Raw genomic sequence first — 26,010 nt, forward strand, 5'->3', positions numbered from 1 at the left:
GTCCGTACGTCCGTTCACCGAGCACCGCACGTCCGTTCACCGAGCACGAGCAGGGGAGTCGCGTCATGCCCAGGATCGTCGTTTTCGAGGCCACCGGGGGGCCGGAGGTATTGACCGTCACCGGGTGCGCGATGCCCGAGCCCGGGCCGGGTGAGCTGCGTCTGCGTGTCGCGGCGATCGGTCTCAACCGGGCCGAGGCCCTTTTCCGCGCCGGTACCTACATCGAGGAGCCGAAGCTCCCCGCCACCCTCGGTTACGAGGCCTCCGGGACCGTGGACGCCGTCGGCGAGGGTGTCACCGGCTTCGCCGTCGGCGACGCGGTGGACACCGTGCCCGCCTTCGACCTCAACGACTACGGCGTCTACGGCACGCACGTCCTGGTCCCGGCCCGTGCCGTCGTCCACCGTCCTGCGGGCCTGGGGCCGGTCCAGGGCGCCGCCGTGTGGATGCCGTACCTCACCGCCTACGGCGCCCTCGCCGAGGACGGCCACCTGCGCCCCGGCGACCACGTCCTGCTCACCGCCGCGGCCTCCGGTGTGGGCCTGGCCGCGATCCGCACCGCCCGGCGGCTGGGCGCGATCCCCATCGCCACCACCCGCACCCGCGCCAAGGCCGCGGCCCTCCTGGACGCCGGCGCCGCCGAAGTGATCGTCACCGGCGAGGAGGACCTCGTCGAACGCACCCTGGCCGCCACCGGCGGAGCGGGCGTGCGCACCGTCTTCGACCCCGTCGCCGGACCCGGTGTCCTCACTCTCGCCGAGACCCTCGCCCCCGGCGGACGCCTGATCGTCTACGGCCGCCTGGACGCGCGCGACACCCCCCTGCCGGGCCAGGACACCTTCGCCCCCGTCACCAGCCGCTTCTACTCCATGCACGACGTCACCCGCGACGACGAACGCCTGCGCCGTGCCCGTGCCTTCGTCACCGCGGGCCTGGCCGACGGCACCTTCGTTCCCGTTGTCGACCGTGTCTTCGAGGGTCTCGACACCGTCGTCGAGGCCCACCGCTACCTGGAGGCCGGTACGCAGACCGGCAAGATCGTGCTCACCGTGGATGACTGACGGCCGACGGCTGACGGCTGACGGGTTGTTGGCCGGGGGTGGTGTGACGTCAGGACGGTGCGGTGTCCGTGGTGTCTCGGGCTTCCGCGTCCGCGGCGGCTACCACTGCGGACAGCAGGCCGGGGAAGCGGCGTTCGAGTTCCTCGGTGCGCAGGGCGTTCATCTTGGTCGTGCCGACGTAGTACTGGCGCAGGAGTCCGGCTTCGCGCAGCACGCTGAAGTGGTGGCTGGAGGTGGAGCGTCCGACGGGCAGGTCGAAGGATCCGCAGCTCAGGTCGTCTACTGCGTGTGCGAGGGTCCGTACCACCGACCTGCGTGCCGGGTCAGCGAGTGCCTCCAGTACCTGCTGGACGCTCACGTCCTCCACGCCAGGGTGCTCGATCACCCGTGCTGCCACGCGTGCCCGTCCCACGCCCACCACCCCTTCCCACCGCTCGACCCCCGTCCGCTAGATGTCCAAAGGCCGCGCCGTGCGCGCGACTTCACGCCCCGACGCTACTACGCCCGGCGCCCGTGCCACGCCGACCGCAACACCTCCGCAACACGTCCGAGGGAACGGGGAGGGAGCAGCGGGCCCCCGCATGCGGTGCCCGGCGGGTGCGGGGGAGGGGCTTGCTGATGGTGCCGTTGCCCCAGACGGTGGTGTTCGTCATCATGCGTCCGTCCAGCGACACTGCGGCGAATTCCGGCACGAGGCGCGTGGTGAACAGCGTCGCCATCCCGCCCAGTGATTGCCGTGTCGACGGGTGCCGGGGTGCGGGGCCGGTAGGCTCGTCGCCGGGTCCGTGCGACGTGGGGCACGGGGCGGGACGGCGCGGGTCAGAGAGAGGTGGACAGCGCCACGTGGCGCCACTGCTCCAGCTCACGCCGTACCAGCTCCAGTTTCGCCTCGACGCGTTCGACCGCGTCCGACCCCAACTGCAGCCGCAGCGGGGGCTGCGCGGCCTCGGTGACGTCCACGATGGCCCTGGCGGCCTTCACCGGGTCACCCGGCTGGTACCCGTCGGCGCGGGCCAGCGCTTCGCGCACCGGCCCCGCGCCCGCGGTGTAGTCGGCGATGGCGGCCGGCTCGGTGCGCAGGCTGGAGGCGTTCAGGAAGTCCGTGCGCAGCCCGCCCGGTTCGACGATCGTGACCCGCACGCCCAGCGGGGCCAACTCGGCGTGCAGCGCCTCCGAAATCCCCTCGAGGGCGAACTTCGACGCCCCGTACAGGCCGACCGCCGGCGCGGTGGCGAACCCGCCCACGGAACCGATGTTCACGACATGCCCGCACCGCTGCGCACGCAGCACCGGCAGCGTCGCCCGCAGCGTGTTCAGCACACCGAACACGTTGACGTCGAACAGCGCCCGCACGGCCTCGTCCGACGTCTCCTCCACCGCGCCCACCAGACCGTGGCCGGCGTTGTTGACCACGACGTCGATGCGGCCGAACCGCTCCAGCCCCGCCTCGACGGCGGCCGCCGGCTGCGCCGGATCGGTCACGTCCGCCTCCACCGCCAGCAGGGCCTCGGGCCGGTGCGGGTACGCCGCGAGCACCGCCGAAGCGTCCCTGGCCGCCGCGACCACCTGGTGCCCGCGGCCCAGCGCCTCACGGACGATCTGCGCACCGAGCCCCCGCGACGCCCCCGTGACGAACCACACGCCCATTGCTCTCTCCCCTGGTTACGCCGACCCGAGCGGCCGACGGCCCGACGCTAGACCCTAGAGTCGGGTCTAGATCAACAGCATCGACGGCATCGACGGACTGCATCGAGGGCCGTGTGACGGAAGGGGACCTGTGGACCTGAGCATCGGCGAGGTCGCGCAGCGCAGCGGGCTGAGCGTGCACGCCCTGCGCTTCTACGAGCGGCAGGGACTGTTCGCCAACCCCGTGCGCCGCCTGCCCAACGGCCGCCGCACCTACCACGCCGAAGACCTGGAATGGCTGGCCGTCTGCACCAAGCTGCGCTCCTCCGGCATGCCGCTGGCGGTGATCCGCCAGTACATCGACCTGGCCCGCGAGGGCACCGGCAACGAACACCGGCGCCTGGAACTGCTGCGCCTGCACCAGGAGCACGTCGAGGGGCAGATCCGGGAGCTGCAGGAGGCCTTGGACGTGATACGGCTCAAGGTGGGGATCTACGAGGACCACCTCGCCCGCGGCGAGGCCGACCGGCTGTGGAACCCGTCCCACCCGGACGCCGCGGGGAACCCGGAGCAGGCGCAGCGGCCCTGCGAGGCCCCGGGAACCGCCGGCACAGAAACCGGCACCGACACCGCCGGTCCCGGAACGGGCTGCGGTGCCTGACCGGTGGTCGCTGCCGCGCGGCGGGTGATGCTGGTCAACTCCCTTGTCAGGCCTTAGACTTCGCGTAGTGGTGAGTCCGACTCTTTCCACGGGGGAATTGATGAAGCTCCGCACTCGCGCCGTGCTCGGCGGCGGTCTGCTCGTCGCCATCCTGCTCGGCGCCGGCGTCCAGGGCGGCGGCACCGACACGGTCCACGCCGCGCAGGACGGGTCGAAGGCCGTTACGGCCGTTCGGGACGCGCCCGCGATGCAGGACGGCGTCGCGCCCGCGACGGATGCGACGACCGTCGAGTACGGCCTCCTGTAGCCGCCGCCACCGCGCCCCTCCGGGACCGCCGGCGGGTCGTGCGCTCCTGATTCCCGGGTCAGTACAGGCGCTCGGCCTCGGCCGCGCGGGCACGCAGCGCGTGGGCCTGTTCGTGGTCGCCGCGGGCCTGGAGGATCCGTGCCCGGTACTCCATGGCGTAGGCGTCGCCCAGGTCCCCGGCGATGGTGAAGGCGCGCAGTGCCTCCGAGGTGTAGCCGTGCTCGTCGAAGGCGACTCCGACGGCGGTGATCGGGAAGGCCAGGTCCTGGGCGTAGATCCGCGGTACCCAGCGTTGGATGGTGGGCCGGTCGTCGCGTTCGAAGGCGAGCCGGACCAGGCCGAGCATGGCGTCGACGTCGCCTTGGTCGGCTGCCTGTTCCCAGACGAGCCGGGCCTGGTGGTGCCTGCCGGCTTCCCGGTGCAGGGTGCCCAGGTTGAAGCCGGCGATGACGTTCCCGGCCTCCCAGGCCCTGGTGAGCCAGGGCAGTGCCGCGGCCTCGTCGCCCGCCGAGAAGAGCGCCGTCCCGTAGTTGGCCATCGCCACCGGCAGGCCCTGCTGTGCTGCCGCCTGCAGTGCCGTCAGGGATTCGGGGGTGATCCGTCCTTCGGCGTCGTGCTCGACCTCGGGTCCGGCGGGTGCGGCGTCGTCGGTCTTCTCGTCCGGTGAGAGCGTCGGCGGGTCAACGAGCGGGCCGCCGTTCTTGCCCGCGCGCAGGTGGAGGCGGCGAAATATCATGCGGGCGATCCTGCCAGAGACGCCCGCCGGGCCTGCAACCAGGCTTCCGTCCGGCCCGGCCCTGCAGGGGAGTCGGGGTGTCCTGTCAGTGGCCGTGCGGCCCGGGTGCGGTGAGTGCGGCGAGGGCGTGTGCGGCTGACTCCTCGGGTGTGCCGGCGGCGTCGACCGTGACGAGCAGGCCTTGGCGGGCGTAGTGCGGGTGAGGGGCTCGGCCATCGCGTCGTGGGAGTGGAACCGGGCGCGGATGCTGCCTTCCCTGTCGTCGTTTCGTTGGTAGAGCTCACCGCCGCAGGCACCGCAGACGCCCTCGACAGTCCCGTCGCCCTCGCCCTCGTCGGCGCCGCGGATGGCGTCGGTATCGGCAGGCGGCTCGTAGCAATGTGTCGGGTTGTCACGGCACAGGCGGCGGGCCGCGCGACGGCGCATGAGGCGTTGGGCCTGGTCCTCGCGCAGGCGCAGGCGCACCACGCGGTCCAGGGGTGTGCCGAGTTCGTGGAGCAGGGCGTCCAGGGCGTGTGCCTGTGCGGTGTTGAGCGGGTGTCCGTGGAGGAGGAACGCGGGGGGGGGTCGGTGTTCCGGAGGTGATCGCGCAGGATCGCGGTGAGCAGTTCGTCCGGGAACGGCGCGCTGCTGTCCAGGACCGCGGCGCACCGTACTGGGGGGCGGGTCCTGGCCCGGGGTGGGTGTGGGGGTGTGCGGTGTTCTACCGGTTGCGGTGAGGGTGCCGGCGGCGCCACGGTGCTGTGCCCGGTATTCCTGGGTCCGTACGGATCCACTGTCCTCACGGCGCGGCGGCCGGGAGGTGCCCCCATCCTCCGCCTTGCGATGCATGCACCCCGACGCCGCCCCGCCCGCCGTCCGGGCGGACGACGGGCGGGGGTTCGAAGACGGGCCCCAGGGCCTTGGCCCGGGGCCGTGTGGGGTTTTAGCGGTCGGCGGTGAGGGTGCCGGCGGTGGCCCAGTTGTGGGGCGGGTATTCCTGGATCCATACGGAGACGCTGTCCGCGGGGACGGCGAGGGTTTCCACGAAGGCTTGGGTGACCTTCTTGACGAGTTCGCGCTTCTGCTCGGTGTCGCGGGGGCCCTGCTGGATGGTGACGATCGGCATTGCTGGTTCTCCCTTTGCCGGGTTCTGTTCGGCCGGTTGTGCGGCCGGGGTCCAGTCCATCCCATGAGGGGCGTGCGCACCCAGACCCGGATCGCTCTGGCAGTGATCACGGTTCCTGATCGCCCGGGCCCGGGCCCGGGGCCTACGCCGGGTTCGGGGGCGGGGGTGTGGGGCGGCAGGCTTCGAGGTGGGGGTGGGGCAGGGGGGTGGAGCGGCGTAGGGCGAGGGTGGTGGGCAGGGTCAGTGGGGTGCGGCAGGGGCGGAAGGCGATGCGGTGGGTGTTGAGGATTCGGGCGTTGGCGGCGTAGACGACCGTCCACATGGGGGTGCCGGTGCCGATGGAGGCCAGGGTGTCCTGGAGGGTGCCGTGGGCGGGGCCGAGGACGGGGTGGAAGCCGGCCCGGGTGCAGGCGTCCGTGACCAGGTCGACGAGGGCGGGGTGGTTGCGGCGTTCGGTCAGACGTAGGGGCAGGTGGGCGAGGTCGGCGAGGTCGATCTCGTCGTGTTCGGCCAAGGGGTGGTGGGCGGGTAGTGCGAGGACGAGTTCGTCGTGCCAGAGGGGCAGTAGGCGCAGGTCGGTGCCGGGTTCGGGGGTGGTGCCGCGGACGAAGGCGGCGTCGAGGCGGCCGTCGGCGAGGCGGGCGAGCCGTTCGCGGACCGGGACGGCGTGCAGTTCCACGCGTACGTCGGGGGCGCGGCGGTGGTAGGTGTCCAGGATCCGGTCGAGTCGTTCGCCGAGCCCGGTGACGGTGCCCAGGCGCAGTACGGGGGGTGTGGTGTCCTGGGTGGCGAGGTCGGCGGCGAGGGCACGGGCGGCGTCCTCGGCGGCCAGGACGTGGCGGGCGGCGGGCAGGAAGCGGGTCCCGGCTGCGGTCAGGCGGACGTGACGGGGTGAGCGGTCGAACAGCTCGACTTTCAACTCGCGTTCCAAGCGTCGTACTTGTTGGCTCACGGCGGGCTGACCGAGGAGCAGTTTCTCGGCGGCCCGGCCGAAGTGCAGCTCCTCGGCGACGGCGACGAAGCAGCGCAGCTGCCGTAGTTCCATGCGGCTTCCCCCTGCAAGATCCGGCGACGGGGTCCATGATCGCAGGGCCGCGGCACCGGCCCGGCGACGCCCTGCCCCCGGTGGGCGGAGCCCTCCCCGGTGCCTGCGTGTCCCTGATCGCCGGCGGTCCGGCCTGCCGCCTTTGCGCCTGCTACGGCTTCGAGCCCACCGGGCCCGCCTCGATCTGCGTGCACCGCCTCGTGCGGGCTGGGTACCGCCGTGCCTGACGGACTACCTGCACCAGCCGGTAGGCGCGACGCTCAGCCTGGGCAGGATCGGCGGCAGCGTGCAACGCCACGGCCCGCAGGCCGACCAGGTCCTGGAGCCGGACGGGGCCGGCGAGTCCCGCCGGGGCCGTCCGCCCATGTGCGGGCAGCCCCCGGGCCCAAGGGGGGTCACACCGCGAGCCCGGTTTCCACGATCTGTGCCCGGTTCGCTTTCGTCGTCCACCACCGCATGTCCGGGCGTGAGTGACACGATCCTCGACAGGCCCTGGGCGTCGATCGCGATGCCGCCGCGTGCACTGGCCTGCCTGTGGCTGGAGTGTGATTCCAGCCCCGTCTCGCCGACCTATGAGCACGTCCCCGCTCTGCCCGTTGACCGCCACCGGGATCCGGTGGCGGGCCGCGAAGGCCACCATCTTCTGCACGTCGCGCACCGAGGCGGGCCGCAGCACCGCCCGCGCCGACACCAGGTGCCCGAAGTCGGACGAGAACCGCTCCAGGGCATCCCCCTGCAGCGTCACCGTCCCGTCCAGGGAGGGCAGTTGTGCCACATTCGCACTCGGCTCGGCCGCCCACGCCCGCGCACCGGTGTCCCGGCCGGCGACGCTGGCGACGGCGGTGGCGCCTGCCGCGGCACCGGCGAGGAGGGCGCGACGCGACAGTGCTGACCTGCTCATATCAGCGATTTCACCGATCGGTCGTCACAGAGGGATTGTCGTATCGCAACCGTCCCGCCCCCACTCATCGCCCGCTACGGCTGGGCGGTGCGGCCTGTGTGCTGTTCGGCGAGGCGAAGGTCCGTCACCGAGTGCTCCCACACCCGCGTCTGGTGGGCCGGCGCGCCCTCCGGGATCCACGCTGCCGCGTTCCGGGCTTCGGCCAGCAGCGCGGCTCGTGTTTCGGGCAGGTGTGCGACCTGCGGGTTTTGGGCCGCTTCGCGTAGGACGAGGGCGAGCTTGTAGGCGTACACCTGGGGGCTGACCGCGAACAGTGTCCGGTATACCCACAGGCCCTCCTCTCCGTGCAGTACCCGCTCGTTGTGGCTCAGCAGCCGCACCCGCGCCTTCAGTACCAGGTCCCCGTGCACGCTCATCTTCCGTGTCCCCTCTTCGTCGTCGCGCCGCGTTCCACCCGCCCCCTTCGCAGCCCGTAGGCACGGCGGCGCCGCGTGCCGGCCGCCCGCGACGGGGACGACGGCACGTCAGGCCGCGACAAAGGGGGGTGGGATGTCGCATGAGTCTGCGGCTCGTACCCCCTGGGCGGCAAGACGGAAAAGGGGTGTGCTGCGTCCTACCGAATGCTTGCCTGACCTGGCAGGATTGGGGTCGGCACACTCCCGGGGGCCGGGAAACGGCGCCGAGGGACTGCGTCGCGCCGGTCTTCCTCCGGCGAGCATGTCGTGCCGGTGCTTCGCCACGAAGACCGCACGGGCATGGCGGCGCGGGTTCGGGTTCGGGTTCGCCGTCTTCCGGTGCCGGTCGGCGGGCGGGAGCGTGTGGTGCGGTGCCGGGGCCTGCTTCGGCGGGACGTGTCTGAACTGGGGGTGCTGTACGGCGGGTGGCCTGTGGCTGCGGGTGCCGTACTGGTGCTGCATCAAGCAGTCTTAGCCCCGTCTCGTGGGGTGAGGCGGCGGCAGACGTCTATTGGATGCACCGTGCGTGGGCTTGCGGGGCGCATTCTGATCTGAGCTTCGAGAACCCTCTTGCGCTGCCTCACGCGGTGGTGGTCGAGATGTTGGAGCGGGCTCTGCGTGACCGCTCGGCGGAGGGTGGGGCGGCGGGCATCTGGTCGGGACCGCGTTGAACGACGACGACGCGGAATGGCGGCGCGGGCCGAGGACGACCCGACGGACGTGGACGGAGGGGCCGTCGACGGCTACGACGATGTCCGGAACTTCCTGCACCTGCGGTGACGCTGCCTGCCGCAGCAGGCTAGGCGGCGTTTGCCCTGCTCGTGAGGGCTTTGAGGTCGTTGTCGGCAGTGTTCTTGTTCCGCCGGATGAGGGAGCGGCGGATCATGCTGCCCTGGGCTTTGTGGGCGGGGTGGTCGGTGCCGGCGCCTGCCCCGCCTGCCACCGTGACATCCCCACCCCGATACACACCTGACCGAGCCCTACTAGCCTGGGCGTCATGTTCGTACTTGAGTTGAGCTATACCGCGCCGCTGGAGCGGATTGACGCCGCGCTGGCGCAGCACGTCGCGTGGCTGCAGGAGCATTACGCGGCGGGGACGTTCCTCGCCTCGGGGCGCAAGGTGCCGCGTGAGGGCGGGGTGATCCTGGCGGTCGGGGAGGACCGGGGTGTGATGGAGGCGCTGGTGGCCACCGACCCGTTCGTGGTCGCCGGGTTGTGCGCGTACCGGGTGACGGAGTTCCTCGCCACGACCACCGCGCCCGTCCTGGAGGCGCACCGCCAGCGGTTGCCCGGCTGAGCCGGGGGTGATCCCGGCAGGGGCCGGGAGGTTTCGGTACGGGCTCGGGTGGGCGCCGGTGGGAGTGCGCGGTGCCCGGCCGCGGATGTTGTCGCGCTGGCCGCGTCGGTGAGCACGTCGTGCGGGTACCTCTGCGAGTACCTCGTCGTGGAGCCCGTACGGGGGTGTCCGCCGTGGCCGCCGTGCCCCTGTGCCCCCCGTGTCCGCCGGGCCCTGTGCTCGCCGTGCCCGCCGCGCCCCGTGCCTTGTGTTCGCCGTCTCCGCCGTGGTCCTGTGGTCTCGTGTTGTGCTGGAGTGTGTGGTCGTGGTCGGGGGTGTTGTGTTCTGGTTACGATCGGTGAGCGCGGGGTGAGTGGCGCGGACCGGGTTGAGAGTCGTGGACGGCGGGAGTAGACGGATGGTGCACGTACGGGCGGGGTTGCCGGCGCAGGCCGGTGATCTGGTGGATGTGGCGCGGTTGGTGACGGCGTATTACGCGTTGCATCCGGATCCGTTGGAGCCGGGGCAGCGGGTGGCGTTCGGGACGTCGGGGCATCGGGGGTCGTCGTTGGACGGGGCGTTCAACGAGGACCATATCGCGGCGACGACGCAGGCGATTTGTGAGTACCGTGCGGGGCGGGGTGTGGGTGGGCCGTTGTTCCTTGGTGCGGACACTCATGCGTTGTCGGAGCCGGCGAGGGTGACGGCGTTGGAGGTGTTGGCTGCCAACGGTGTGCAGGTGCTGGTCGACGCGGCCGGCGGTTACACGCCCACTCCGGCGCTTTCGCACGCGATCCTCGCCCACAATCGGCGCAGTCCGCGGGCGTTGGCCGACGGTATCGTGGTGACGCCTTCGCACAATCCGCCGCGTGACGGCGGGTTCAAGTACAACCCGCCCAGTGGGGGGCCGGCGGGTTCGGAGGCGACGGGGTGGATCCAGGACCGTGCGAACGAGTTGATCCGTGAGGGCCTGCGCGGAGTGCGGAGGGTGCCGTATGCGCGGGCGTTGGCGGCGGCGACCACCGCCCGTCACGACTTCCTGAGTGCCTACGTGCAGGACTTGCCGTCGGTGGTGGATCTGGATGCGGTGCGGGCGGCGGGTCTGCGTGTCGGTGCGGACCCGCTGGGTGGGGCGTCGGTGGCCTATTGGGGGCGCATCGCGGAGGCGCACCGCCTGGATGTGACGGTGGTGAACCCGCTCGTCGATCCGACGTGGCGGTTCATGACGTTGGACTGGGACGGGAAGATCCGTATGGATTGCTCCTCGCCGTCGGCGATGGCTTCCCTCGTCGCTCGTCGTGGCGAGTTCGCGATCGCCACGGGCAATGACGCGGACGCCGACCGGCACGGGATCGTCACCCCGGACGGGGGGCTGATGAATCCCAATCACTATCTGGCGGTGGCCGTGGACTACCTCTACCGCCACCGCGCCGACTGGCCGGGTGACGCGGCGGTGGGCAAGACGCTGGTGTCCTCCTCGATGCTCGACCGGGTCGCGGCGGATCTGGGGCGGCGGCTGTTGGAGGTCCCGGTCGGCTTCAAGTGGTTCGTCGACGGCCTGTTGGAGGGCTCGATCGGCTTCGGTGGCGAGGAGAGCGCCGGTGCTTCCTTCCTGCGTCGTGACGGCGGGGTGTGGACCACGGACAAGGACGGCATTCTGCTCGCTCTGCTGGCGTGTGAGATCACCGCTGTCACCGGTGCCACCCCCAGTGTCCGCTACCGGGAGCTGACCGAGCGTCACGGCGCTCCGGCCTACGCCCGCGTGGATGCGCCGGCCAACCGTGAGCAGAAGGCCCGTCTGGCGCGGCTGTCGCCGCAGCGTGTCGGCGCGGGCGAACTCGCGGGGGAGAAGGTCACCGCCGTCCTCGCCCACGCTCCCGGCAACGGCGCGCCGATCGGCGGTATCAAGGTCTGCACCGACAACGCCTGGTTCGCCGCCCGCCCTTCGGGTACCGAGGACGTCTACAAGATCTACGCCGAGTCCTTCCGCGGCCCCGACCATCTCGCCCGTGTCCAGGACGAGGCCCGTGCCCTGGTCGGCGAGGTCCTCGGCGGCTGACGGCTCCCGTGCGCCCGCCCCGCCCCGCCTCGGGCGCGGGGCGGCCGCACGCGCCTCACGGGACCCGCACCGCCGACGGTTCCCGCGACGCCGCCGGTTCCGCCGCCGCCGGTTCCTGTGCCGGTTCGGGTTCCCGTGCCGGGTGTGCGGCCTCGTGTGTGGTCGCCGCCGCCACCGCGCATGCCACCAGGGCCCAGGCCGCCGCTGCCAGGGGGAACCAGCGTCCGCCCAGCAGCCCGATCGCCGTCGATCCTGCCACGCCTCCGGCCGCCGTGCCCAGGTACAGTGCGCTGCTGTTCAGTGAGATCAGCAGTGGTGCCGCCGTCGGGTCGATCGAGACCAGGCGGTGCGGCAGGGCGACCGACACCGCCCATCCCGCCAGCGGTACCACCGCCGCGTACGCCAGTGCCCCGGGCATGCTGCGGCCCAGCCAGGGCAGTGCGGCGAAGGCGAGTGCGGCGGCGGCAGAGCCGGCGAGCAGTACCCGTCGCACCCCGGCGCGGTCCACCAGGCGTCCGCCCAGCCAGCTGCCGGCCACCGACATCACGCCGCAGGTCAGCAGGATCAGGCTGAGGCGGTCGCCGTCGCCGCCGGTGGCGCCCGAGACGGCGGTGGCCAGGTAGATGTAGACGCTCTGGAAGGCGAGGAAGAACACCAGGGTGGTGGCGGCGGCGCCCAGGACCCGGGGCCGGCCCAGCGGTGCCAGACGGGCTGTGAGGGTGGGGGCGGCGGTGGGGGCGGGCAGGGCGCGCAGCAGGGCGCCGAGGCCGGCGAGGGCGGCCACGCCGAGTGCGGTGACCAGCCACATCGTCAGACGCCAGTCGGCGCGTCCGACCCAGGTGCCCAGCGGCACCCCGAGGGCGGTGGCCACCGTCATCCCGCCCAGCACGGTCGCCAGCGCCCGTCCGCGCCGTTCGGGGGCGACCAGGGTGGCGGCCACGGCGTTGGCGGTCGGCGTGTAGAGGGCGGCGCCGGCGGCGGCGAGGACGCGGGTGGCCAGCAGCAGGCCGTAGGTGGGGGCGAGCGCGCTGAGCGCGTTGGCCGCGCTGAACACCGTGAGCGCGGTCAGCAGCAGGCGCCGGCGCGGCCAGCGGGCGGTGAGCGCGGCCAGCACCGGGGCCAGGAGCGCGTAGCCGAGCGCGAAGACGGTGACCAGCTGGCCGGCGGCCGGCACCGAGACCCCCAGGTCGGCGGAGACGGGGCCGAGGATGCCGGCGACGACCATCGAGTCGGTGCCCACGGCGAAGGTGCCGAGGGCGAGCAGGAGCAGAGGTACGGGCACGGGCGGGCCCCCCGGAAAGAGATGGTTGGATGGACATGCAACAGTTTGACGCTCGCCAAACATTCATGGATTGGTGGATGATTGTCAAACCATTCATCTCCCCGTCACCCCCCCAGCGCCCCCGGGAGGCCGAGCGCCATGAGCACCACCAGCGCCGCGAACACCACCAGCGCCACCAGCGCCGCGAGCACCACCGCGACTACTAGCGCCGCGGGCGCCACCAGCGGCGCGGGTGAGGACGAGCGGCTTCCCCAGCCCGCGGCCGCCGACATCGACCTCGTCACCGTCCTGCACGCCCTCGGCGACCCGGTCCGCCTGACCCTGCTGCTCAGCTACGCCGACGACGCCGAGCACTCCTGCGACCCCCGCGGCCTGGGCCTGGAGCACCTGCACAAGTCGACCGTCTCCCACCACATGCGCGTGCTACGCGAAGCCGGCGTCACCACCACCCGCGTCGCGGGCCGCAACCGCTTCGTGCGCCTGCGCCGCGCCGACCTCGACGCCCGCTTCCCCGGCCTGCTCGACGCCCTCCTCGCGGCCGCCGCGTAGGGTTCCCACGGCCCCCGGGACGCAACCGGGGGGACGGACCGCGGGAAGGACGGAGACGGATCGTGCCGATCAGGGGCGTGCTCTTCGACGTCGACGACACCCTGTTCGACTACTCGGGGTCGGAGGAGGCCGGCATCCTCGCCCACCTGCGCGACCTGGGCCTGCTGGGGCGCTTCCCTACGCCCGGGGCGGCAGTGGCGCTGTGGCGCGAGGTGATGGAGGAGAACTACGCGCGGTTCCTGGCCGGGGAGTTGACCTTCTTCGGCCAGCAGTACGAGCGCACCCGCCACTTCCTCGCCCGCCTGGGCGAGGACGGCGCCGGGCGGCTGCCGGACGAGGCGGCGGCGGCCTGGTTCGCCGGGTACGCGGCGCACCGCGACGCCGCCTGGGCCGCGTTCCCGGACGCCGCGCCCGTCCTGGCCGCGCTCGCGCCCGCCTACCGGCTCGGGATCGTCTCCAACTCCTCGACCGCCCACCAGCGGAGCAAGCTCCAAGCCATCGGCCTGCTGGGGCACTTCGACGACGCGGTACTGGTCTGCTCCGACGAGCACGGCGAGGCCAAGCCCGCCCCCGGCATCTTCCGGGCCGGCTGCGCACGCCTGGGGCTGGCCCCGCACGAGGTCGCCTACGTGGGGGACAAGTACGACCTGGACGCGCTCGGTGCCCGCGACGCGGGCCTGCACGCGTTCTGGCTCGACCGCCGCGCCTCGGGCGCCCCGGCGGGGCGGGGCGTCGCCGTCCTGCACTCCCTCGCGGCCCTGCCCGCTGCCCTGGGCGCCGTCCCGGGCGGGGGCTGAGCGTCCCGGGCGGGGCGGGGCGGGGCCTGGTGCGGGAAGCGGGCCCGGCCGGCTTCTCCTCTCCACGGACGCCGGACGCCGGCCCGTCAGCCGTCAGCCGTCAGCCGTCAGCCGTCGGCCCTCGGCCGTCCGCCGTCGGTCCCGCCGGCCGTCGGTTCGTCAGCCGGGTGGCCCGCCGGCCGTTCAGCCGCCGGTTCGTCGGTTCGTCAGTCGGTGGCGCCGAGTTGTTCGCGGCAGCCGTCGGTGAGGCCGGTGACGGTGACCGGGGTGTGGGCGTGGCGTGCCCAGTTTTCGCGGGACAGGCGCAGGCGCAGGGATTCCACGACCCGCCCGTCCAGGACGTCGCGTTCGATGCCGTCCTCGCGGTAGCCGAGCTTGCGGGAGACGGCGAGGGAGGGGTGGTTGTCGGTGAAGGACAGCGAGGTCGCGAACCGGGCGCCGAGCTCGGCGAAGAGCAGGTGCAGCATCGCGGCGCGCATCTCGGTGCCCAGGCCGCGGCCCTGGTGGCCCAGGCCGATCCAGGAGCCGGAGACCGCCTCGCGGCGCACGCCGAACTCCTTGGCCCGCACGTCCTGGACGCCCACCGGGTGTCCCTGGTGGAAGGCGACCAGGTTCAGCGCCCAGTCCTGTGGTGTCCAGCGGCCCAGGCGTCGCCAGTGCATCTGCAGGACGTGGCGGGCGCGTTCGGCGGGCGGCAGCTCGCCCCAGGGGAAGAGGAAGGGGCGGGTGTCGGGCGGGTGGATGCCGAGGGCGGCGAGGTCGGCGACCTCGGCCAGTTCGGCCTCGGTGGGCAGTCGCAGCTCCAGGCGGGGCGAGGTCACGCGCAGCCCGGTCAGGGGCCAGTGGTCGATGAGCATCGGGCCAGTGTGCCCAGGGCGCGCCCCGCACCGCAGCGGGTTTTCCGGCGCCGCGCGAGGACCCCGGGAGGCTTGTGACGCCGGGAGCCGGGGGAGAGGCACCGGGTGAGAGGCGTCGGAGAGGGGCCGGAGAGGGCCTGGGGCTACTCCTCGAACCACACGACGAGGCGGACGTGGCGGGCGCCGGGGACGTCGGCGAGGGCGTCCATGACGGCCCCGCCGACGCCCGCCGGGGCCGTCGGCGGGCGCGGTGTCGCGGCACCACCGCGTTCGGCCCGCAACGCGGTGGTGCCGACGTCCCATGCGGTGCCCTCGGCCCACAGCTCGCCGATGCGGTCCGGGTCGACGCCGAGGGTGTCGACGCCGTCGGCCCAGGCGAACCCGCGGCTCCCGTCGCCCCGGACCGCATCGGCGTCAGGGGGCGTCGGGCAGCCGGCGGTAGCGGGCGATGGTGGTCGCCCGGGGCAGGGCCGGCTCGTCCCGGCCGCGCGGCGAGGACCTCCTGGCGGCCCGGCCGGGTGGCGCCGAACGCCGCCGGGCCCCACGAGGCGTGCTCGGCGCGGGCACGCCCGGACGCGTCGGCGGGCAGGCCCCGCCCGGCGCCGGCCGGCCGCCGGTGCCGGCCCGGGTCCCGGACGCCGAAGAGGCGGCCGAAGGCGGGGTGGTTGCGGGTCATACCGAGCATGGAGAGTTCGACGGCGCCGTACCGGGCCCTCTCGTCGGCACCGAGGCCGGCGCCTCACGTGCGGCACTCCATGAATCCCCGGATGTCCGGCGTGATTGTGTCCGGCCCCGCCCGCCGTGCCCGCGCCGGGCCCTGCCCTCCGGCTGCCCTTTCGGCCGGCAGGGGCCGGAAGGGGCCGGGCGGCGGACCGGTGGTGACCGGGGAGGGGGAGGGGGCGGCCGGCGGGCGGGTGAAGGGCGGTGGCGCGCCCGGTGGTGTCGGTGCCCTGTGGTGGGGCTCCGCAGGGCGCGGCCGGGTGGGTGCCGTGCCGTGGTGAACTCGCCGTCCTGCGGTGGACGGTGGCCTCGGAGGAGTGGTCCGCCGAGCGTTTCGGGTGCGGGTGCGGGTGCGGGTGCGGGTGCGGGTGCGTTCGTCGTGGGTGATGTGCCGGTGGCCGTCGCCGGGTTCGGTGGTGACGTGCCGCCGGTGGCCCCGGGTGGCGGACCGGCGGTGACGGGGGACGGGGGACGGGGGAGGGGGAGGGGCCGGCGGTGGCCCGGCGGGTGCGGGCGGGTGGTCCGACTGCTCCGCTCGGGTCGATCCCAGCCCAGGCCGCATCCCGGGCTGGTGCCGCGCGCATCATCCGCTGCGGGCCCGCCCGAGCGAACAGCGCTGCGGGCCCGCCGTGGTGACCCTCGGGCAGGAGCCCGATCGTGAGCGACCCCGTCAAGCTCGAAGCCCTCCGGCACAACGCCCGTGTCAAGCACCCGTGCACCGCGTGGGTGAGACTGGCCGCCAAGTACCTCAAGGAGCCCTCGCGCGGCCACTCCAAGCTTCCCCCGAGCTTCGCCGACATCGTGATCATCCCCGAGGGCGGCGCAGTGCAGGACCTCCCCGACGACATGGAGGGGCTGGTGGGGGCCGGCAGGCTGGACCAGGGGCAGAAGGTCTTCACGAAGTCCGGCGGGCCGCACCTGCACGGCACCTACCGGCAGGCCCGGCTGAAGGCCACGATCCGTCCGGGCCACGACCACGTCGAGTACGACCTGCAGCTGCCGTCCACCGGAGCGGGCCGCTCGCTCAAGATGTACCTGACCGAACAGCGCATGCCCAACGGCCCCTGATACCAGGGGCTCTGGGTCTACCTCCCGGAAGAGGACCTGGCCTGGGAGTGAGGCACGCGGGACGAGTCCGGCCGGCGGCGCGGGCGCCCGGCGGGCCGGCTACGGCCGCCGCAGGGGCAGCGGCCGCAGCTGCGGCCACCGGGCGAGCATCGACGCGCGCACGGCGGCCGCGAGCCGCCCCAGGCCGCGCAGCTCACCGCTGTCGGCGCTCATCCGGGCGACCACGCCCAGACGGTGGACCAGACGCCCGCGGGCACTGGCCGTACCCCACGTCCAGTCCCGCTCCACCGCCCTCGCCAGGTGGTCCACCCCGCCGCGCTCGGCCCGCGGCACCAGCGCATCCCCCCGCAGCAGCCAGCCCGCGCACGCGTCGGCGAGGTCGCCGCCGGCCTCGGTGCCCGTCGCCTCGCGCCACGCCGCCCGGTAGGCGCCCTCCGCCGCGTCCAGCAGCGCGGCCGACGGGGCGGTGGAGCACCAGCATGTCGGGAACCCGATGCGCAGGTAGGCGAGTTCGACCAGCCCGCTGCCGAGCGAGGCCTGCTCGAAGTCCACGAACCGCACACCGCCGACGGTGTGCAGGTCGTTGCCCGGACACGGGTCCCCGTGCAGCAGTGCGCGGCCCGGCGCCGCGTCCAGCCGGCCCAGCAGCGCCTCCAGCTCGCCCCGCACGGCCGGCGCCGCCACCACCCCGAGGGCGGCGGCGAAGGCGAGGAAGGCGTCGACGTCACCCGGGGCCGGCCCGCACCAGGCCGGCAGCGCCCCTACGCCGCCCACGTCGCCCGTGCCGTCCGTGCCGTCCGCGGCGGTGGCGGAGTGCAGGCGGGCCAGCGCCGCCGCGTAGTCGACCAGCCAGTCCTCGCCCGGCGCCCGGTGCTCCAGGTACTCCAGCACCAGCACCCGCCGGCCCGCATCGCTCCCCAGCAGCCGCGGCACCACCGGCGGGTCCACCCGGGAGGCCAGCGTCAGCGCCGCCACCTCGCGCGCGTACCGCTCACCGGCCTGCGCGCCGCCGACCAGCTGTTTGACCACCACCGGCACGCCCGACAGCTCCACCCGCCACACCCGCGAGCGCGGACTGCTCTCCAGCGCGACGGCCCGCCCCGGAACCCCGAGCTCGGCCCGCAGCGCCTGCCCGAACGGCACAGAACGCGGCGACGGCGGCGACGGCGGTAACGGCGGTGATGACGGTGACGGCAGGGTCGGCTCCACGGCCCCATCCTCGCACGGGCGTGAACGGCGCTCCCCGGCACGGGAGTTCGCACCTACCCGCCCCGCCCGCTCCCGCCCCGCCCCGCCCCGCTCCGCCGGCTTAGGCCGGCTGCCACAGCTCGATCCGGTTGCCCTCCGGATCGCTCACCCAGCCGAACCGGCCCACCCCCGCCATCTCCTGGACCTCCCCGGCCACCTGCGCACCCTTCGCGCGCAGCTGCGCGAGCATCGCGTCCAGGTCCCGCACCCGGAAGTTCAGCATGCTCTGCTGCGCCCGGGACCCGAAGTAGTCGGTGTCGGACTCGAACGCCGCGAACACCGTCGGCCCCGCCTCCTGGCGCCACAGGCCGTGCTCGTCCGCGTCCAGCCCCAGACAGTCCCGGTACCACGCGCCCAGCGCCGCCGGATCCCCGGCCCGCAGGAAGTACCCGCCGATTCCCAGCACACGCTCCATGCCGCCCCATCCTGCCAGGTCCCCGCCCGTACCCGCCCGCACCGGCGCCCGGACGCTCCTGCTCGCCACCGGTCCCGGGCAGGACACCGTGCAGGTCACCGTCACGCGACCGTGACGGGCAGGGCTCGCCCGAAGCCGCCGACACGGGGACTCCGGGCAGGAATCGGGTGGCCGGAATTCGGGTGGCGGGGCCCCCGGGGCCCGCTCTAGGGTGGCCGGATGGCAGCGATCAAGGAATTCCAGGTCACCTTCGACTGTGCGGAGCCCGAGCGCGTCGCCCGCTTCTGGTGCGAGGTGCTGGGCTACGTCTTGCCGGATCCGCCGGCCGGCTTCGCCACCTGGGAGGAGTACAACGCCACGCTGGCGCCCGAGGAGCGGGGCGCGTGGGCCGCGGCCAAGGACCCCGAGGGCAAGGGCCCGCGCCTGTACTTCCAGCGCGTTCCCGAGGGCAAGGTCGTCAAGAACCGGGTGCACCTGGACGTGCGGGTGGGCACCGGCCTCGTCGGCGAGGAGCGCCTGGCCGCCCTCCAGGCCGAACGCGCCCGACTGGAAGCACTCGGCGCGGTGTGCGTGCAGGTGCTGGTCGCCGACGGCGTCAACGAGTCGTGCATCCCGATGCTGGACATCGAGGGCAACGAGTTCTGCCTCGACTGAGCTCCACTCGGCCCCACTGAACTCCACTCGGCCCCACTGAACTCCACTCGGCTCCACTCGGCTCCACTGAGGTCCTGTGGGGTCCTGCGGGGTCCTGTGGGGTCCTCTGCGGGACGGCGAGCGGTCGCCGTCCCGCACGCGGCAAGCCGGTCCCGCCGACTTCCCGCGCGGGGGCGGCGAGGCGGCGGCATGGCTGAAGGAAGGCCACGGGTACGAGGTGCGCCGGCACGACGTCACCACCGACCCGCCCCCGCAGCCGGGGAACTTCGACCCGGTGCACGTCCGGCTCGTACCGGTCCACCTGCCCGACCGGGCCCGCGCGTTGGCCACCATGGCGTCGGCACTGCGGCCCGGCGGCCGGCTGCCGGTCGAGGACGCCGACACCGCCCTGCAGCCACTGGCATGCCCGGACGACAGCGGCCCCGCCGGCGGCGCGCCGACCGGCTGCGCGAGGCGGTGCGGGAACTGCCGGCACGCCGCGGCGCGGACCTGCGCTACGGCCGGACACTGCCGCGGGCCCCGCGCGAGGCCGGCCTGGTCGACGACGCCGAGATCGACGCGCACCCGGCCGCCGTCCACGCCGGCGAACTCGACCTGACCCTCGCACCGCTGATCTCCGCCCGGGGACGCCGTGCGGCCCAGCCCCCCGCGGCACCCGGCCGCACGGCGCAGTACCGCGCCGAAGACCTCTCGCCGCGCCGCCGGGCGGGGCACGTCCCCGGCCACGGCGGCGCGGCGCGGCACGAGGTCCCCAGGCACGCCGCTACCGTCACGAGGATGACGGGAACCCGTGCCGACCGGCGGTGGTCCGCCTCCATGCCCGAGGCCTACGAGCAGCACCTCGTGCCGGTGGTCTTCCGGCCCTTCGCCAGGGACCTGGCCGCCCGGGCGGCGGCACTCCACCCCCGGAGGATCCTCGAACTCGCCGCGGGCACCGGAGTGTTGACGTCCGACCTGCTCGCGGCGGCACCGTCGGCCGAGGTGACGGCCACCGACCTGAACCAGGCCATGGTCGCGTTCGGCTCCACCCGGGCCCCCGGCGCGGCGTGGCGGCAGGCCGACGCGCAGCGCCTGCCGTTCCCGCCCGCACGCTTCGACCTGGTGGCGTGCCAGTTCGGCGTGATGTTCTTTCCCGACCGCATCCGGGCCTTCACCGAGGCCCGCCGGGTACTCGCCCCGGGCGGCCGGTTCCTGTTCAACACCTGGGGCCCGCTCGAGACGCACGCCTTCGAAGTCGCGCTGCAGGCCGGGCTGGAGCGGGCCCTTCCCCACGACCCGCCGCGGTTCCTGCGGACGGTTCCGCACGGCTACGCCGACCCCGCCGTCGTCCTCGCCGACCTGACGGCCGCCGGGTTCGCGGTCGAGGACGCGCAGGAACTGACGCTCCAGGGCCGGGCCGCGTCGACCGCCGACCTCGCCACCGGGTACCTCACCGGAACACCGGTGCGCGCGGGTGTCGAGGAGCACGGCGACACCCCGGCCGTCCACGCCACCGTCATCGAGGAGATGACGGCCCGACTGGGCCCGGGGCCGGTCACCGCTCCGATGACGGCCTACGTCTTCCGCGCCGCGGCCTGACCGCAGGCCGCACCCGCGCCGACGACGGGCCCGAGCCGGTCACCACCGAGCGGGTGCCCCGGCTAACGATCCGCAGCAGCAGCCCCTGCGCCCTCGCCGGCATCGACCTCGCGGACCTGTACGCGTTCGGCCACGCGATGGTCCCGACCGCCCCGAGCTGCTGTCCGCACTACCCGGGCGACCGGTCCCGAGCGGGCGAACGATGCCCGACACGGCAGCAGTCGGTGAACCCGGCGAGGAAGACCTCGGACCGCGCCTCGGCGATCAGCTGCGCCCACACCGGACGGCCGGGACCTCGTGGTCGTGCCCGGTCTTGACGCGGGAGCGGAGGAGGCCGGGCCGGATCACTCGGTGTCGAACTCGCCGGTGCGCAGCGAGGTGATGAAGGACTGCCAGGTTGCCGAAGGGGACGAGGAGGGCCGGGCCGTACGGGTCCTCGGCGTCACGGACCGGGACGCAGCCGTTCTGCCCGCCGCCGTAGGTGCTCTTGCGGCGGGCGGCCGGGGAGCCGAGCGGGTGGAGTGGGAAGTCGGCGGGGCCGACTTCCCATGCGGGGTGTCCGGGGGTGGTGAGGTGGCGGCCGTCGTGGGCGCGGATGCGGGGAGGTCCGGGGTGCCTGGCGTCGAGGATGCGGACGGCGTAGACCTCGCCCATGTGGTCGACCCGTCAGGGCACCAGGACCAGGCGGCCGCGCAGGCTGCCCGCCGCGAGGCGCTCGTGGGCCTCGCGGGCCCGGTCGAGGGGCAGGGTGTCCGCCACACGCAGGGTGAGGCGGCCGTCGGCGGCGAGGGCGGCGAGGTGGGCCAGGGCGGGGCCGTCGGCGGTGATCCACACGTTCGCCACCCGGATCCCGCGCAGAGCGACCGGTTCGCTGCCGCCGGCCACCGCGACGAACGCGCCGCGGCCGCGCACCGCGCCCAGCGCCCGTACCCCGAGCAGGGCCGCGTCCACCGCGCCGTCGACGCCGCCGGGTACCGACTCCCGTACGGCGGCCGCCACATCGGCCACGCCGCGCGGCACGAACCACTCGGCGCCCAGGTCGCGCAGCAGCGGTTCGTCGCGCTCCCCGGCCAGGGCGACCACGCGAAGGCCGCGCTGGGCGGCGAGTTCGACGGCGAAGCCGCCGACCGCGCCCGCCGCGCCGGTGACCAGGACGGTGGAGCCGGCGGGCAGGTCGAGCAGGTCGAGGGCCTGCAGGGCGGTGAGGCCGCTCAGGGGCAGGGTCGCCGCCTGCTCGAACGTGACGCCCGCCGGGAGCGCCGCGAGGGCGTCGGCGTCCAGGACGGCGTAGTCGGCGTAGGCGCCGAGGTCCACGTCCAGGCGGTCGCGCAGGCCCACCACCCGCTGCCCGAGCGTGAAGCCGCGGACCCCCGCGCCGACGGCGTCGACCGTGCCCGCTGCGTCCCAGCCGATGCCCGTCACCGCCCGCGGCGCCATCAGCCCGGCCCCGGCGAGGACGCCGGCGCGGGTGACCGCGTCCACCGGGTTGACCCCGGCCGCCGCCACCCGCACCCGCACCTGCCCGCGACCGGGCTGCGGCAGCGCCGCCTCGACCAGCTCCAGCGCCTCGGGACCGCCGAACTCCCGCACCACCACGGCACGCACCACGCACACTCCTCAACAGCAGATTCGGGAACAGCGCCCAACCTAAGGAGAGTTACTCTCCACCGGGAAGCACGCACCCGAAGGTGCGTACCGCACGGCAAGGGGAGCGAGCCTGTGCCCACCATGACCGCCGCCCAGCGCCGCGCCGCCGACGCGGCCGGCTTCGACGCCTACCTCGCCCGGTGCCCGGCCCGCCAACTCCTGGACCGGATCGGGGACAAGTGGACCAGCCTGGTCGTCAACGCCCTCGCCGACGGCCCGCAGCGCTACAGCGACCTGCGCCGGCGCCTGGCCGGGGTGAGCGAGAAGATGCTCACCCAGACCCTGCGCGCCCTGGAACGCGACGGCCTGCTGACCCGCACCGTCACCGGCGGCGTCCCGGCCCGCGTCGACTACGAGCTCACCGTGCTGGGACGCGACCTGCTGCCGCTGATGCGCGCCATCAAGGCGTGGGCGGAGTCCCACATGCCGCAGGTGCTGCGGGCCCGCTGCGCGTACGACGAGGGGCGCGGCGTGCCGGGCTGAGCGGGCGCCGCACCGGGCGGGCGCCGGCGCCGGTTCAGCGCCGCGGTGCGGTGCGGCGGCGGTAGGAGCGCGCGGCGACGAGCAGGCCGATGCCCCAGACCAGGAACTGCGGGATGCCGTAGACGGTGGTCCACCGGCTGAAGACGCCCGGCTCGTTCCACTGCGCGACGGTCAGCACGGCGGCCCAGGCGGTATACAGCAGCAGGAACACCGCGACCGTCCACGCGGTGGCGGCCAGCGCCCGGGACGGCACCCGGCGTCCGGCCACCAGCGGCACCCACCGCGGGAACACCACGCCCCACGGCCGGACCAGGCTCAGCGCCAGGACGCCGGCCAGCGTGGCCATCGCGCTCAGCGTGAACAGGTAGGGGCCGCCGCCGAGGGCGTACCAGTCGCGGAACCTGTCCTCGTCGCCCACAGCGGGATGCCCGACGCCCACACCGCGTGCGCCGGGACGCCGGCGGCGGTGAGGGCGGGACCAAGGGCATCGACCTGGGACATGGACGGGACCTCTCTCGGAACAGGGGGGGGCGGCCGGGCGCCGTGCGCCCACCTCGCACTGTTCCAGCGCAACGCCGGGCGCCGCATCGACGCCCGGGCCGAGGACCGCTGGTGCCTGCGGACGACCCCGGCGCCGGCCGCCTCCCCCGGGCAGGGGAGGACTTCTACGGCGCCTACATCGACGCCGTCGACAACGGCACCGACGACCTGGGCAGCGAACTGCGCGCCCACTACCTCACCGAGGACCTGCGCCGGCGCCTGGCGGCGTGGGAGGAGGCCAACCACGCCGACGGCGTGCTGCGCGCCCAGGACGTGCCCACGCACTGGGAGGTGCGCCACCACGACTCCGGCGCCGGGCACCTGTTCACCACCGTCACGCTGACCTGGGGCACCGGCCCCGACGCCGGGCACACCCGGCTGGCGGTGCAGAGCGACCTGGGCACCGGGCTGATCTCGGACATCGAGGACGGCGCCTGAGACCCGGCCCCCGGCCCCCGGCCCCCGGCCCCCGGCCCCGGCCCCGTTCCCGGGGTCGCGTTGTCAGGGCCCCGGTCCTCGGGCCGGGGCCGGGGGCTCGGGTGTCTCGTGGCCGGGCCGGGCCGGGGCGGCAGGGGCGGGTCAGCCGCGGCCGAGCGGAGCGCCGTGCCAGCGCCAGTCGCTCCGACGGGGGCGCTCGGGCGTCCCGGTGCGTCCGGTGGCCCACAGGAGGGTCGACCAGGGGGTGTCGACGACGGGGACGTCGGGGAACAGCCGCGCGAGGACCCGCGCGCCCAGGTCGTGCGGGGGCTCCCGGAAGCGGTCCAGGCCCTGGGCGATGTCGTGGGTGTGGACCAGGGTCTCGACGACGCCCATCGCCGCGAAGCCCTCCGGGTCGGAGGCGCCGAAGACGTGGGGGGCCAAGGTGGTCGCGTCGGCGGCGTCGACGGCGGTCGCGAGCAGCCCGCCGCAGGCCTCCACGACGGTCAGGAGCCCCTCGGGCCCTGCCGCGTGGTCCCCGAAGACGACATTGGCCGGGCCGTGCGGTCGGTCACGGCAGACGCGCAGCGGGATGCGCGGTGCGGCGGCGGGCCGCGCGAGCCCGAACCGCAGCGCGTACGTGAGCAGGTCGTCCGCAAGGTGTTCGAGGGTCTCCCAGCACGTCCACTCCAAGTCGCCGGCCCGGGCGTGCCATCGGGGGGCGGGGACGCCTTCGAGGACGTCGATGCCGTAGGCGACGGCCTGGCGCACGTGCTCCCCGCTCACCGGCAGGTGGGGTTCTCCGGACTGTGGCATGCCGGGAGCCTACAAGTCGGGACAGGAAAATCACCCGCCGCCGACCCGAACGACCCGGATCCTGCCCGAATTCGGGCAGGATCCTTGAGGTTCGGTCGGTTGTGCGCCTACGGTCTGTGCTGTCGCTCACGCGGGTGCCCGAAGTACCGGCCCCGGACGGCGTCCCGGTCCCGGCCCCCCGGGTACGGCTCGGCGGTACCGTCGAACCGGTCTGAGGCGCCGTCTGCGCGGGCGGGGCGCCGTGCGCGTCCTCAGGCGTCGAGGGCGTGGCCGGTCGTGGCGTCCACGTGGTCGGGGACGGCGTCGTGGCGGTCGCCCACGGTCGGGGTGCCGGTCGGCTCGAACATGAGGATCGCGGCGCCGCAGGGGGCGGACGGCTTGTGCTCCGTGCCCCGCGGGACGGTGAACACCGCCCCGCGCGGCAGCACGACCGTGCGCTCGCCGCCGCTCTCGCGCAGGGCGATGTGCAACTCCCCGTCGAGGACCAGGAAGAACTCGTCGGTGTCGTCGTGGGCGTGCCAGATGTGCTCGCCGTCGACCTTGGCGATGCGCACGTCGTAGTCGTTGACGCGCGTGACGATGCGCGGGCTCCACAGGGCGTCGAAGGAGGCCAGGGCCTGGTGGAGCGCGATGGGCTGGTTGTTCACGGGCCCTATCCTGCGCCGCGCGGGCCGGCCGGGGTGAGTGCTAGGAATAGCACATGGCGAAAGAATCCTCGCACCGCTCCCGCGCGGCGGGCGTGCACCGGGTGGTCGTGATCGTCGACGAGAACTCCAATCCCTTCGAACTCGGCTGCGCGAGCGAGGTCTTCGGGCTGCGCCGGCCGGAGCTCGGGCGCGACCTCTACGAATTCGGGCTGTGCTCGCCCGAGCCGCGCACCCTGATGCGGGACGGGTTCTTCACCCTCACGGGAGTCGCGGGCCTGGAGGCGGCCGATGCCGCGGACACCCTGATCGTCCCCAACCGCCCCGACACCGAGGTGCCCCGGCGCCGTTCGGTGCTGGAGGCCGTGCGGCGGGCGCACGCGCGCGGGGCGCGTCTGATCGGATTCTGCAGCGGGGCGTTCACCCTGGCCGAGGCCGGGGTCCTCGACGGGCGCCGGGCCACCGCGCACTGGCAGTGGGCGCACTCCTTCCGGGCCCGCTTCCCCCGGGTGCGCCTGGAGCCGGACGTGCTGTTCGTGGACGACGGCGACATCCTCACCGCCGCGGGCAGCGCGGCCGCGCTCGACCTCGGGCTGCACGTGGTGCGCCGCGACCACGGCGCGGAGGTCGCCAACGCGGTGAGCCGGCGGCTGGTCTTCGCGGCGCACCGCGACGGCGGGCAGCGCCAGTTCGTGGAGCGGCCGGTGCCCGATGTGCCGGACCGGTCGCTGGCGCCCGTCCTGGCCTGGGCACAGGAGCGCCTGGACGAGCCGCTGACGGTGGCGGACCTGGCGCGACGGGCGGCGGTCAGCCCGGCGACGCTGCACCGCCGCTTCCGGGCGCAGCTGGGGACGACGCCGCTGGCGTGGCTGACGGGGGAGCGCCTGGCCCTGGCGTGCCGGCTGATCGAACGGGGCGAGGAGCGCTTCGAGGTCGTGGCCCGGCGCAGCGGGCTGGGCACCGCGGCCAACCTGCGGGCGCTGATGCGCCGTGGGACGGGTATCACGCCGTCGGCGTACCGGCGCCGCTTCGGGGGGCCGCGGGTCTCGGTGTGACGACG

Annotated in this window: 29 protein-coding genes; 13 read left to right on the top strand and 16 right to left on the bottom strand. The window is 74.2% G+C overall.

All coding sequences use genetic code 11. The features are described from left to right. The first annotated feature begins 65 nt into the window (after nucleotides 1–65). The gene (locus ACZ3TI_RS07775; RefSeq protein WP_465724530.1) at nucleotides 66–1,061 is read left to right on the top strand and encodes a zinc-dependent alcohol dehydrogenase family protein; all 996 of its coding nucleotides are present in this window, start codon (nucleotides 66–68) and stop codon (nucleotides 1,059–1,061) included. A 49-nt stretch (nucleotides 1,062–1,110) separates the two neighbouring features. Here the strand turns inward: ACZ3TI_RS07775 and ACZ3TI_RS07780 are convergent, their stop codons facing one another. Both ACZ3TI_RS07780 and ACZ3TI_RS07785 read right to left on the bottom strand, forming a co-directional pair. Next, on the bottom strand, nucleotides 1,111–1,458 hold the full coding sequence (locus ACZ3TI_RS07780) for an ArsR/SmtB family transcription factor (RefSeq protein ID WP_465724532.1): 348 nt from the start codon (nucleotides 1,456–1,458) through the stop codon (nucleotides 1,111–1,113). A gap of 422 nt (nucleotides 1,459–1,880) precedes the next feature. After that, the gene (locus ACZ3TI_RS07785) at nucleotides 1,881–2,708 is read right to left on the bottom strand and encodes an oxidoreductase (protein WP_465724534.1); all 828 of its coding nucleotides are present in this window, start codon (nucleotides 2,706–2,708) and stop codon (nucleotides 1,881–1,883) included. Nucleotides 2,709–2,838: 130 nt separating this feature from the next. Here ACZ3TI_RS07785 and ACZ3TI_RS07790 point away from each other — a divergent pair, with 130 nt between their 5' ends. Together ACZ3TI_RS07790 and ACZ3TI_RS07795 are read left to right on the top strand one after the other, a co-directional pair. After that, a complete protein-coding gene (locus tag ACZ3TI_RS07790) occupies nucleotides 2,839–3,348 on the top strand; it encodes a MerR family transcriptional regulator (protein ID WP_465724536.1) in 510 nt (169 codons plus the stop codon). Nucleotides 3,349–3,448: 100 nt separating this feature from the next. After that, nucleotides 3,449–3,655, top strand: a complete 207-nt coding sequence (locus ACZ3TI_RS07795; RefSeq protein WP_465724538.1) for a hypothetical protein — start codon at nucleotides 3,449–3,451, stop codon at nucleotides 3,653–3,655. A 58-nt stretch (nucleotides 3,656–3,713) separates the two neighbouring features. Here the strand turns inward: ACZ3TI_RS07795 and ACZ3TI_RS07800 are convergent, their stop codons facing one another. From ACZ3TI_RS07800 to ACZ3TI_RS07815, 4 genes are all read right to left on the bottom strand, one after another. Next, nucleotides 3,714–4,391, bottom strand: coding sequence for a hypothetical protein (locus ACZ3TI_RS07800; RefSeq protein WP_465724540.1), 678 nt, complete (start codon nucleotides 4,389–4,391; stop codon nucleotides 3,714–3,716). Between the two features lie 925 nt (nucleotides 4,392–5,316). Continuing rightward, a complete protein-coding gene (gene dmpI, locus ACZ3TI_RS07805; RefSeq protein ID WP_465724542.1) occupies nucleotides 5,317–5,499 on the bottom strand; it encodes a 4-oxalocrotonate tautomerase DmpI in 183 nt (60 codons plus the stop codon). A 142-nt stretch (nucleotides 5,500–5,641) separates the two neighbouring features. Then, nucleotides 5,642–6,544, bottom strand: coding sequence for a LysR family transcriptional regulator (locus ACZ3TI_RS07810; protein WP_465724544.1), 903 nt, complete (start codon nucleotides 6,542–6,544; stop codon nucleotides 5,642–5,644). A 975-nt stretch (nucleotides 6,545–7,519) separates the two neighbouring features. Continuing rightward, nucleotides 7,520–7,861 carry a hypothetical protein gene (locus ACZ3TI_RS07815; protein WP_465724546.1) on the bottom strand — a complete coding sequence of 114 codons (342 nt, stop codon included), beginning with the start codon at nucleotides 7,859–7,861 and terminating at the stop codon, nucleotides 7,520–7,522. A gap of 1,036 nt (nucleotides 7,862–8,897) precedes the next feature. Between ACZ3TI_RS07815 and ACZ3TI_RS07820 the strand changes: the two genes are divergently transcribed. Beyond that, entirely contained in the window at nucleotides 8,898–9,197 is a 300-nt protein-coding gene (locus ACZ3TI_RS07820; RefSeq protein WP_465724548.1) for a YciI family protein, read from the top strand. Nucleotides 9,198–9,594: 397 nt separating this feature from the next. Then, nucleotides 9,595–11,235, top strand: a complete 1,641-nt coding sequence (pgm, locus tag ACZ3TI_RS07825; protein WP_465724549.1) for a phosphoglucomutase (alpha-D-glucose-1,6-bisphosphate-dependent) — start codon at nucleotides 9,595–9,597, stop codon at nucleotides 11,233–11,235. Nucleotides 11,236–11,290: 55 nt separating this feature from the next. On the opposite strand, the gene ACZ3TI_RS07830 is transcribed toward pgm, so the two are convergent. Further along, nucleotides 11,291–12,517 (bottom strand): MFS transporter, encoded by a 1,227-nt coding sequence (locus ACZ3TI_RS07830; protein WP_465724551.1) that lies wholly within the window; start codon nucleotides 12,515–12,517, stop codon nucleotides 11,291–11,293. A gap of 138 nt (nucleotides 12,518–12,655) precedes the next feature. Here ACZ3TI_RS07830 and ACZ3TI_RS07835 point away from each other — a divergent pair, with 138 nt between their 5' ends. Next, a complete protein-coding gene (locus tag ACZ3TI_RS07835) occupies nucleotides 12,656–13,066 on the top strand; it encodes an ArsR/SmtB family transcription factor (RefSeq protein ID WP_465724553.1) in 411 nt (136 codons plus the stop codon). A 62-nt stretch (nucleotides 13,067–13,128) separates the two neighbouring features. Beyond that, on the top strand, nucleotides 13,129–13,863 hold the full coding sequence (locus tag ACZ3TI_RS07840; RefSeq protein WP_465724555.1) for an HAD family hydrolase: 735 nt from the start codon (nucleotides 13,129–13,131) through the stop codon (nucleotides 13,861–13,863). Nucleotides 13,864–14,069: 206 nt separating this feature from the next. On the opposite strand, the gene ACZ3TI_RS07845 is transcribed toward ACZ3TI_RS07840, so the two are convergent. Next, nucleotides 14,070–14,720: a GNAT family N-acetyltransferase gene (locus tag ACZ3TI_RS07845; protein WP_465724557.1), complete on the bottom strand. Its 651-nt coding sequence runs from the start codon at nucleotides 14,718–14,720 to the stop codon at nucleotides 14,070–14,072. Between the two features lie 143 nt (nucleotides 14,721–14,863). Further along, nucleotides 14,864–15,265, bottom strand: coding sequence for a hypothetical protein (locus ACZ3TI_RS07850; RefSeq protein WP_465724559.1), 402 nt, complete (start codon nucleotides 15,263–15,265; stop codon nucleotides 14,864–14,866). 832 nt (nucleotides 15,266–16,097) lie between these two features. On the opposite strand from ACZ3TI_RS07850, the gene ACZ3TI_RS07855 reads away from it, so the two are divergent. Beyond that, on the top strand, nucleotides 16,098–16,508 hold the full coding sequence (locus ACZ3TI_RS07855; protein WP_465724561.1) for a hypothetical protein: 411 nt from the start codon (nucleotides 16,098–16,100) through the stop codon (nucleotides 16,506–16,508). Between the two features lie 99 nt (nucleotides 16,509–16,607). Here ACZ3TI_RS07855 and ACZ3TI_RS07860 read toward each other — a convergent pair whose 3' ends face one another. After that, nucleotides 16,608–17,651 carry an aminoglycoside phosphotransferase family protein gene (locus tag ACZ3TI_RS07860; protein WP_465724563.1) on the bottom strand — a complete coding sequence of 348 codons (1,044 nt, stop codon included), beginning with the start codon at nucleotides 17,649–17,651 and terminating at the stop codon, nucleotides 16,608–16,610. Between the two features lie 166 nt (nucleotides 17,652–17,817). After that, nucleotides 17,818–18,171, bottom strand: a complete 354-nt coding sequence (locus ACZ3TI_RS07865) for a VOC family protein (RefSeq protein ID WP_465724565.1) — start codon at nucleotides 18,169–18,171, stop codon at nucleotides 17,818–17,820. A 219-nt stretch (nucleotides 18,172–18,390) separates the two neighbouring features. On the opposite strand from ACZ3TI_RS07865, the gene ACZ3TI_RS07870 reads away from it, so the two are divergent. Together ACZ3TI_RS07870 and ACZ3TI_RS07875 are read left to right on the top strand one after the other, a co-directional pair. Then, complete coding sequence (locus ACZ3TI_RS07870; RefSeq protein WP_465724567.1) at nucleotides 18,391–18,825, top strand: VOC family protein; 435 nt, start codon at nucleotides 18,391–18,393, stop codon at nucleotides 18,823–18,825. Nucleotides 18,826–19,641: 816 nt separating this feature from the next. Continuing rightward, nucleotides 19,642–20,403, top strand: a complete 762-nt coding sequence (locus ACZ3TI_RS07875; RefSeq protein WP_465724909.1) for a class I SAM-dependent methyltransferase — start codon at nucleotides 19,642–19,644, stop codon at nucleotides 20,401–20,403. 264 nt (nucleotides 20,404–20,667) lie between these two features. On the opposite strand, the gene ACZ3TI_RS07880 is transcribed toward ACZ3TI_RS07875, so the two are convergent. Further along, complete coding sequence (locus ACZ3TI_RS07880) at nucleotides 20,668–21,057, bottom strand: DUF397 domain-containing protein (RefSeq protein ID WP_465724569.1); 390 nt, start codon at nucleotides 21,055–21,057, stop codon at nucleotides 20,668–20,670. A 12-nt stretch (nucleotides 21,058–21,069) separates the two neighbouring features. Beyond that, nucleotides 21,070–22,008 (bottom strand): NADP-dependent oxidoreductase, encoded by a 939-nt coding sequence (locus tag ACZ3TI_RS07885; protein ID WP_465724911.1) that lies wholly within the window; start codon nucleotides 22,006–22,008, stop codon nucleotides 21,070–21,072. A gap of 114 nt (nucleotides 22,009–22,122) precedes the next feature. Between ACZ3TI_RS07885 and ACZ3TI_RS07890 the strand changes: the two genes are divergently transcribed. Beyond that, nucleotides 22,123–22,533, top strand: a complete 411-nt coding sequence (locus tag ACZ3TI_RS07890; protein WP_465724571.1) for a winged helix-turn-helix transcriptional regulator — start codon at nucleotides 22,123–22,125, stop codon at nucleotides 22,531–22,533. A gap of 34 nt (nucleotides 22,534–22,567) precedes the next feature. On the opposite strand, the gene ACZ3TI_RS07895 is transcribed toward ACZ3TI_RS07890, so the two are convergent. Continuing rightward, nucleotides 22,568–22,951 carry a hypothetical protein gene (locus ACZ3TI_RS07895; RefSeq protein WP_465724573.1) on the bottom strand — a complete coding sequence of 128 codons (384 nt, stop codon included), beginning with the start codon at nucleotides 22,949–22,951 and terminating at the stop codon, nucleotides 22,568–22,570. Nucleotides 22,952–23,145: 194 nt separating this feature from the next. Here ACZ3TI_RS07895 and ACZ3TI_RS07900 point away from each other — a divergent pair, with 194 nt between their 5' ends. Continuing rightward, nucleotides 23,146–23,511 (top strand): hypothetical protein, encoded by a 366-nt coding sequence (locus tag ACZ3TI_RS07900; protein WP_465724574.1) that lies wholly within the window; start codon nucleotides 23,146–23,148, stop codon nucleotides 23,509–23,511. Between the two features lie 141 nt (nucleotides 23,512–23,652). On the opposite strand, the gene ACZ3TI_RS07905 is transcribed toward ACZ3TI_RS07900, so the two are convergent. Next, nucleotides 23,653–24,306, bottom strand: coding sequence for a hypothetical protein (locus ACZ3TI_RS07905; RefSeq protein ID WP_465724576.1), 654 nt, complete (start codon nucleotides 24,304–24,306; stop codon nucleotides 23,653–23,655). Nucleotides 24,307–24,557: 251 nt separating this feature from the next. Further along, entirely contained in the window at nucleotides 24,558–24,953 is a 396-nt protein-coding gene (locus tag ACZ3TI_RS07910) for a cupin domain-containing protein (RefSeq protein WP_465724578.1), read from the bottom strand. A 53-nt stretch (nucleotides 24,954–25,006) separates the two neighbouring features. Between ACZ3TI_RS07910 and ACZ3TI_RS07915 the strand changes: the two genes are divergently transcribed. Continuing rightward, nucleotides 25,007–26,005, top strand: a complete 999-nt coding sequence (locus ACZ3TI_RS07915; protein WP_465724580.1) for a GlxA family transcriptional regulator — start codon at nucleotides 25,007–25,009, stop codon at nucleotides 26,003–26,005. The last annotated feature ends 5 nt before the right edge of the window (nucleotides 26,006–26,010 follow it).

It is taken from the genome of Kitasatospora sp. NPDC023120, assembly GCF_055560835.1.

Coding starts and splice junctions, on each gene's coding strand:
- ACZ3TI_RS07775 (WP_465724530.1), top strand. CDS start 66: ATGCCCAGGATCGTCGTTTTCGAGGCCACCGGGGGGCCGGAGGTATTG.
- ACZ3TI_RS07785 (WP_465724534.1), bottom strand. CDS start 2,708: ATGGGCGTGTGGTTCGTCACGGGGGCGTCGCGGGGGCTCGGTGCGCAG.
- ACZ3TI_RS07795 (WP_465724538.1), top strand. CDS start 3,449: ATGAAGCTCCGCACTCGCGCCGTGCTCGGCGGCGGTCTGCTCGTCGCC.
- ACZ3TI_RS07800 (WP_465724540.1), bottom strand. CDS start 4,391: ATGATATTTCGCCGCCTCCACCTGCGCGCGGGCAAGAACGGCGGCCCG.
- dmpI (WP_465724542.1), bottom strand. CDS start 5,499: ATGCCGATCGTCACCATCCAGCAGGGCCCCCGCGACACCGAGCAGAAG.
- ACZ3TI_RS07810 (WP_465724544.1), bottom strand. CDS start 6,544: ATGGAACTACGGCAGCTGCGCTGCTTCGTCGCCGTCGCCGAGGAGCTG.
- ACZ3TI_RS07815 (WP_465724546.1), bottom strand. CDS start 7,861: ATGAGCGTGCACGGGGACCTGGTACTGAAGGCGCGGGTGCGGCTGCTG.
- ACZ3TI_RS07820 (WP_465724548.1), top strand. CDS start 8,898: ATGTTCGTACTTGAGTTGAGCTATACCGCGCCGCTGGAGCGGATTGAC.
- pgm (WP_465724549.1), top strand. CDS start 9,595: ATGGTGCACGTACGGGCGGGGTTGCCGGCGCAGGCCGGTGATCTGGTG.
- ACZ3TI_RS07835 (WP_465724553.1), top strand. CDS start 12,656: ATGAGCACCACCAGCGCCGCGAACACCACCAGCGCCACCAGCGCCGCG.
- ACZ3TI_RS07845 (WP_465724557.1), bottom strand. CDS start 14,720: ATGCTCATCGACCACTGGCCCCTGACCGGGCTGCGCGTGACCTCGCCC.
- ACZ3TI_RS07865 (WP_465724565.1), bottom strand. CDS start 18,171: ATGGAGCGTGTGCTGGGAATCGGCGGGTACTTCCTGCGGGCCGGGGAT.
- ACZ3TI_RS07870 (WP_465724567.1), top strand. CDS start 18,391: ATGGCAGCGATCAAGGAATTCCAGGTCACCTTCGACTGTGCGGAGCCC.
- ACZ3TI_RS07875 (WP_465724909.1), top strand. CDS start 19,642: ATGCCCGAGGCCTACGAGCAGCACCTCGTGCCGGTGGTCTTCCGGCCC.
- ACZ3TI_RS07880 (WP_465724569.1), bottom strand. CDS start 21,057: ATGGGCGAGGTCTACGCCGTCCGCATCCTCGACGCCAGGCACCCCGGA.
- ACZ3TI_RS07905 (WP_465724576.1), bottom strand. CDS start 24,306: ATGCCACAGTCCGGAGAACCCCACCTGCCGGTGAGCGGGGAGCACGTG.
- ACZ3TI_RS07915 (WP_465724580.1), top strand. CDS start 25,007: ATGGCGAAAGAATCCTCGCACCGCTCCCGCGCGGCGGGCGTGCACCGG.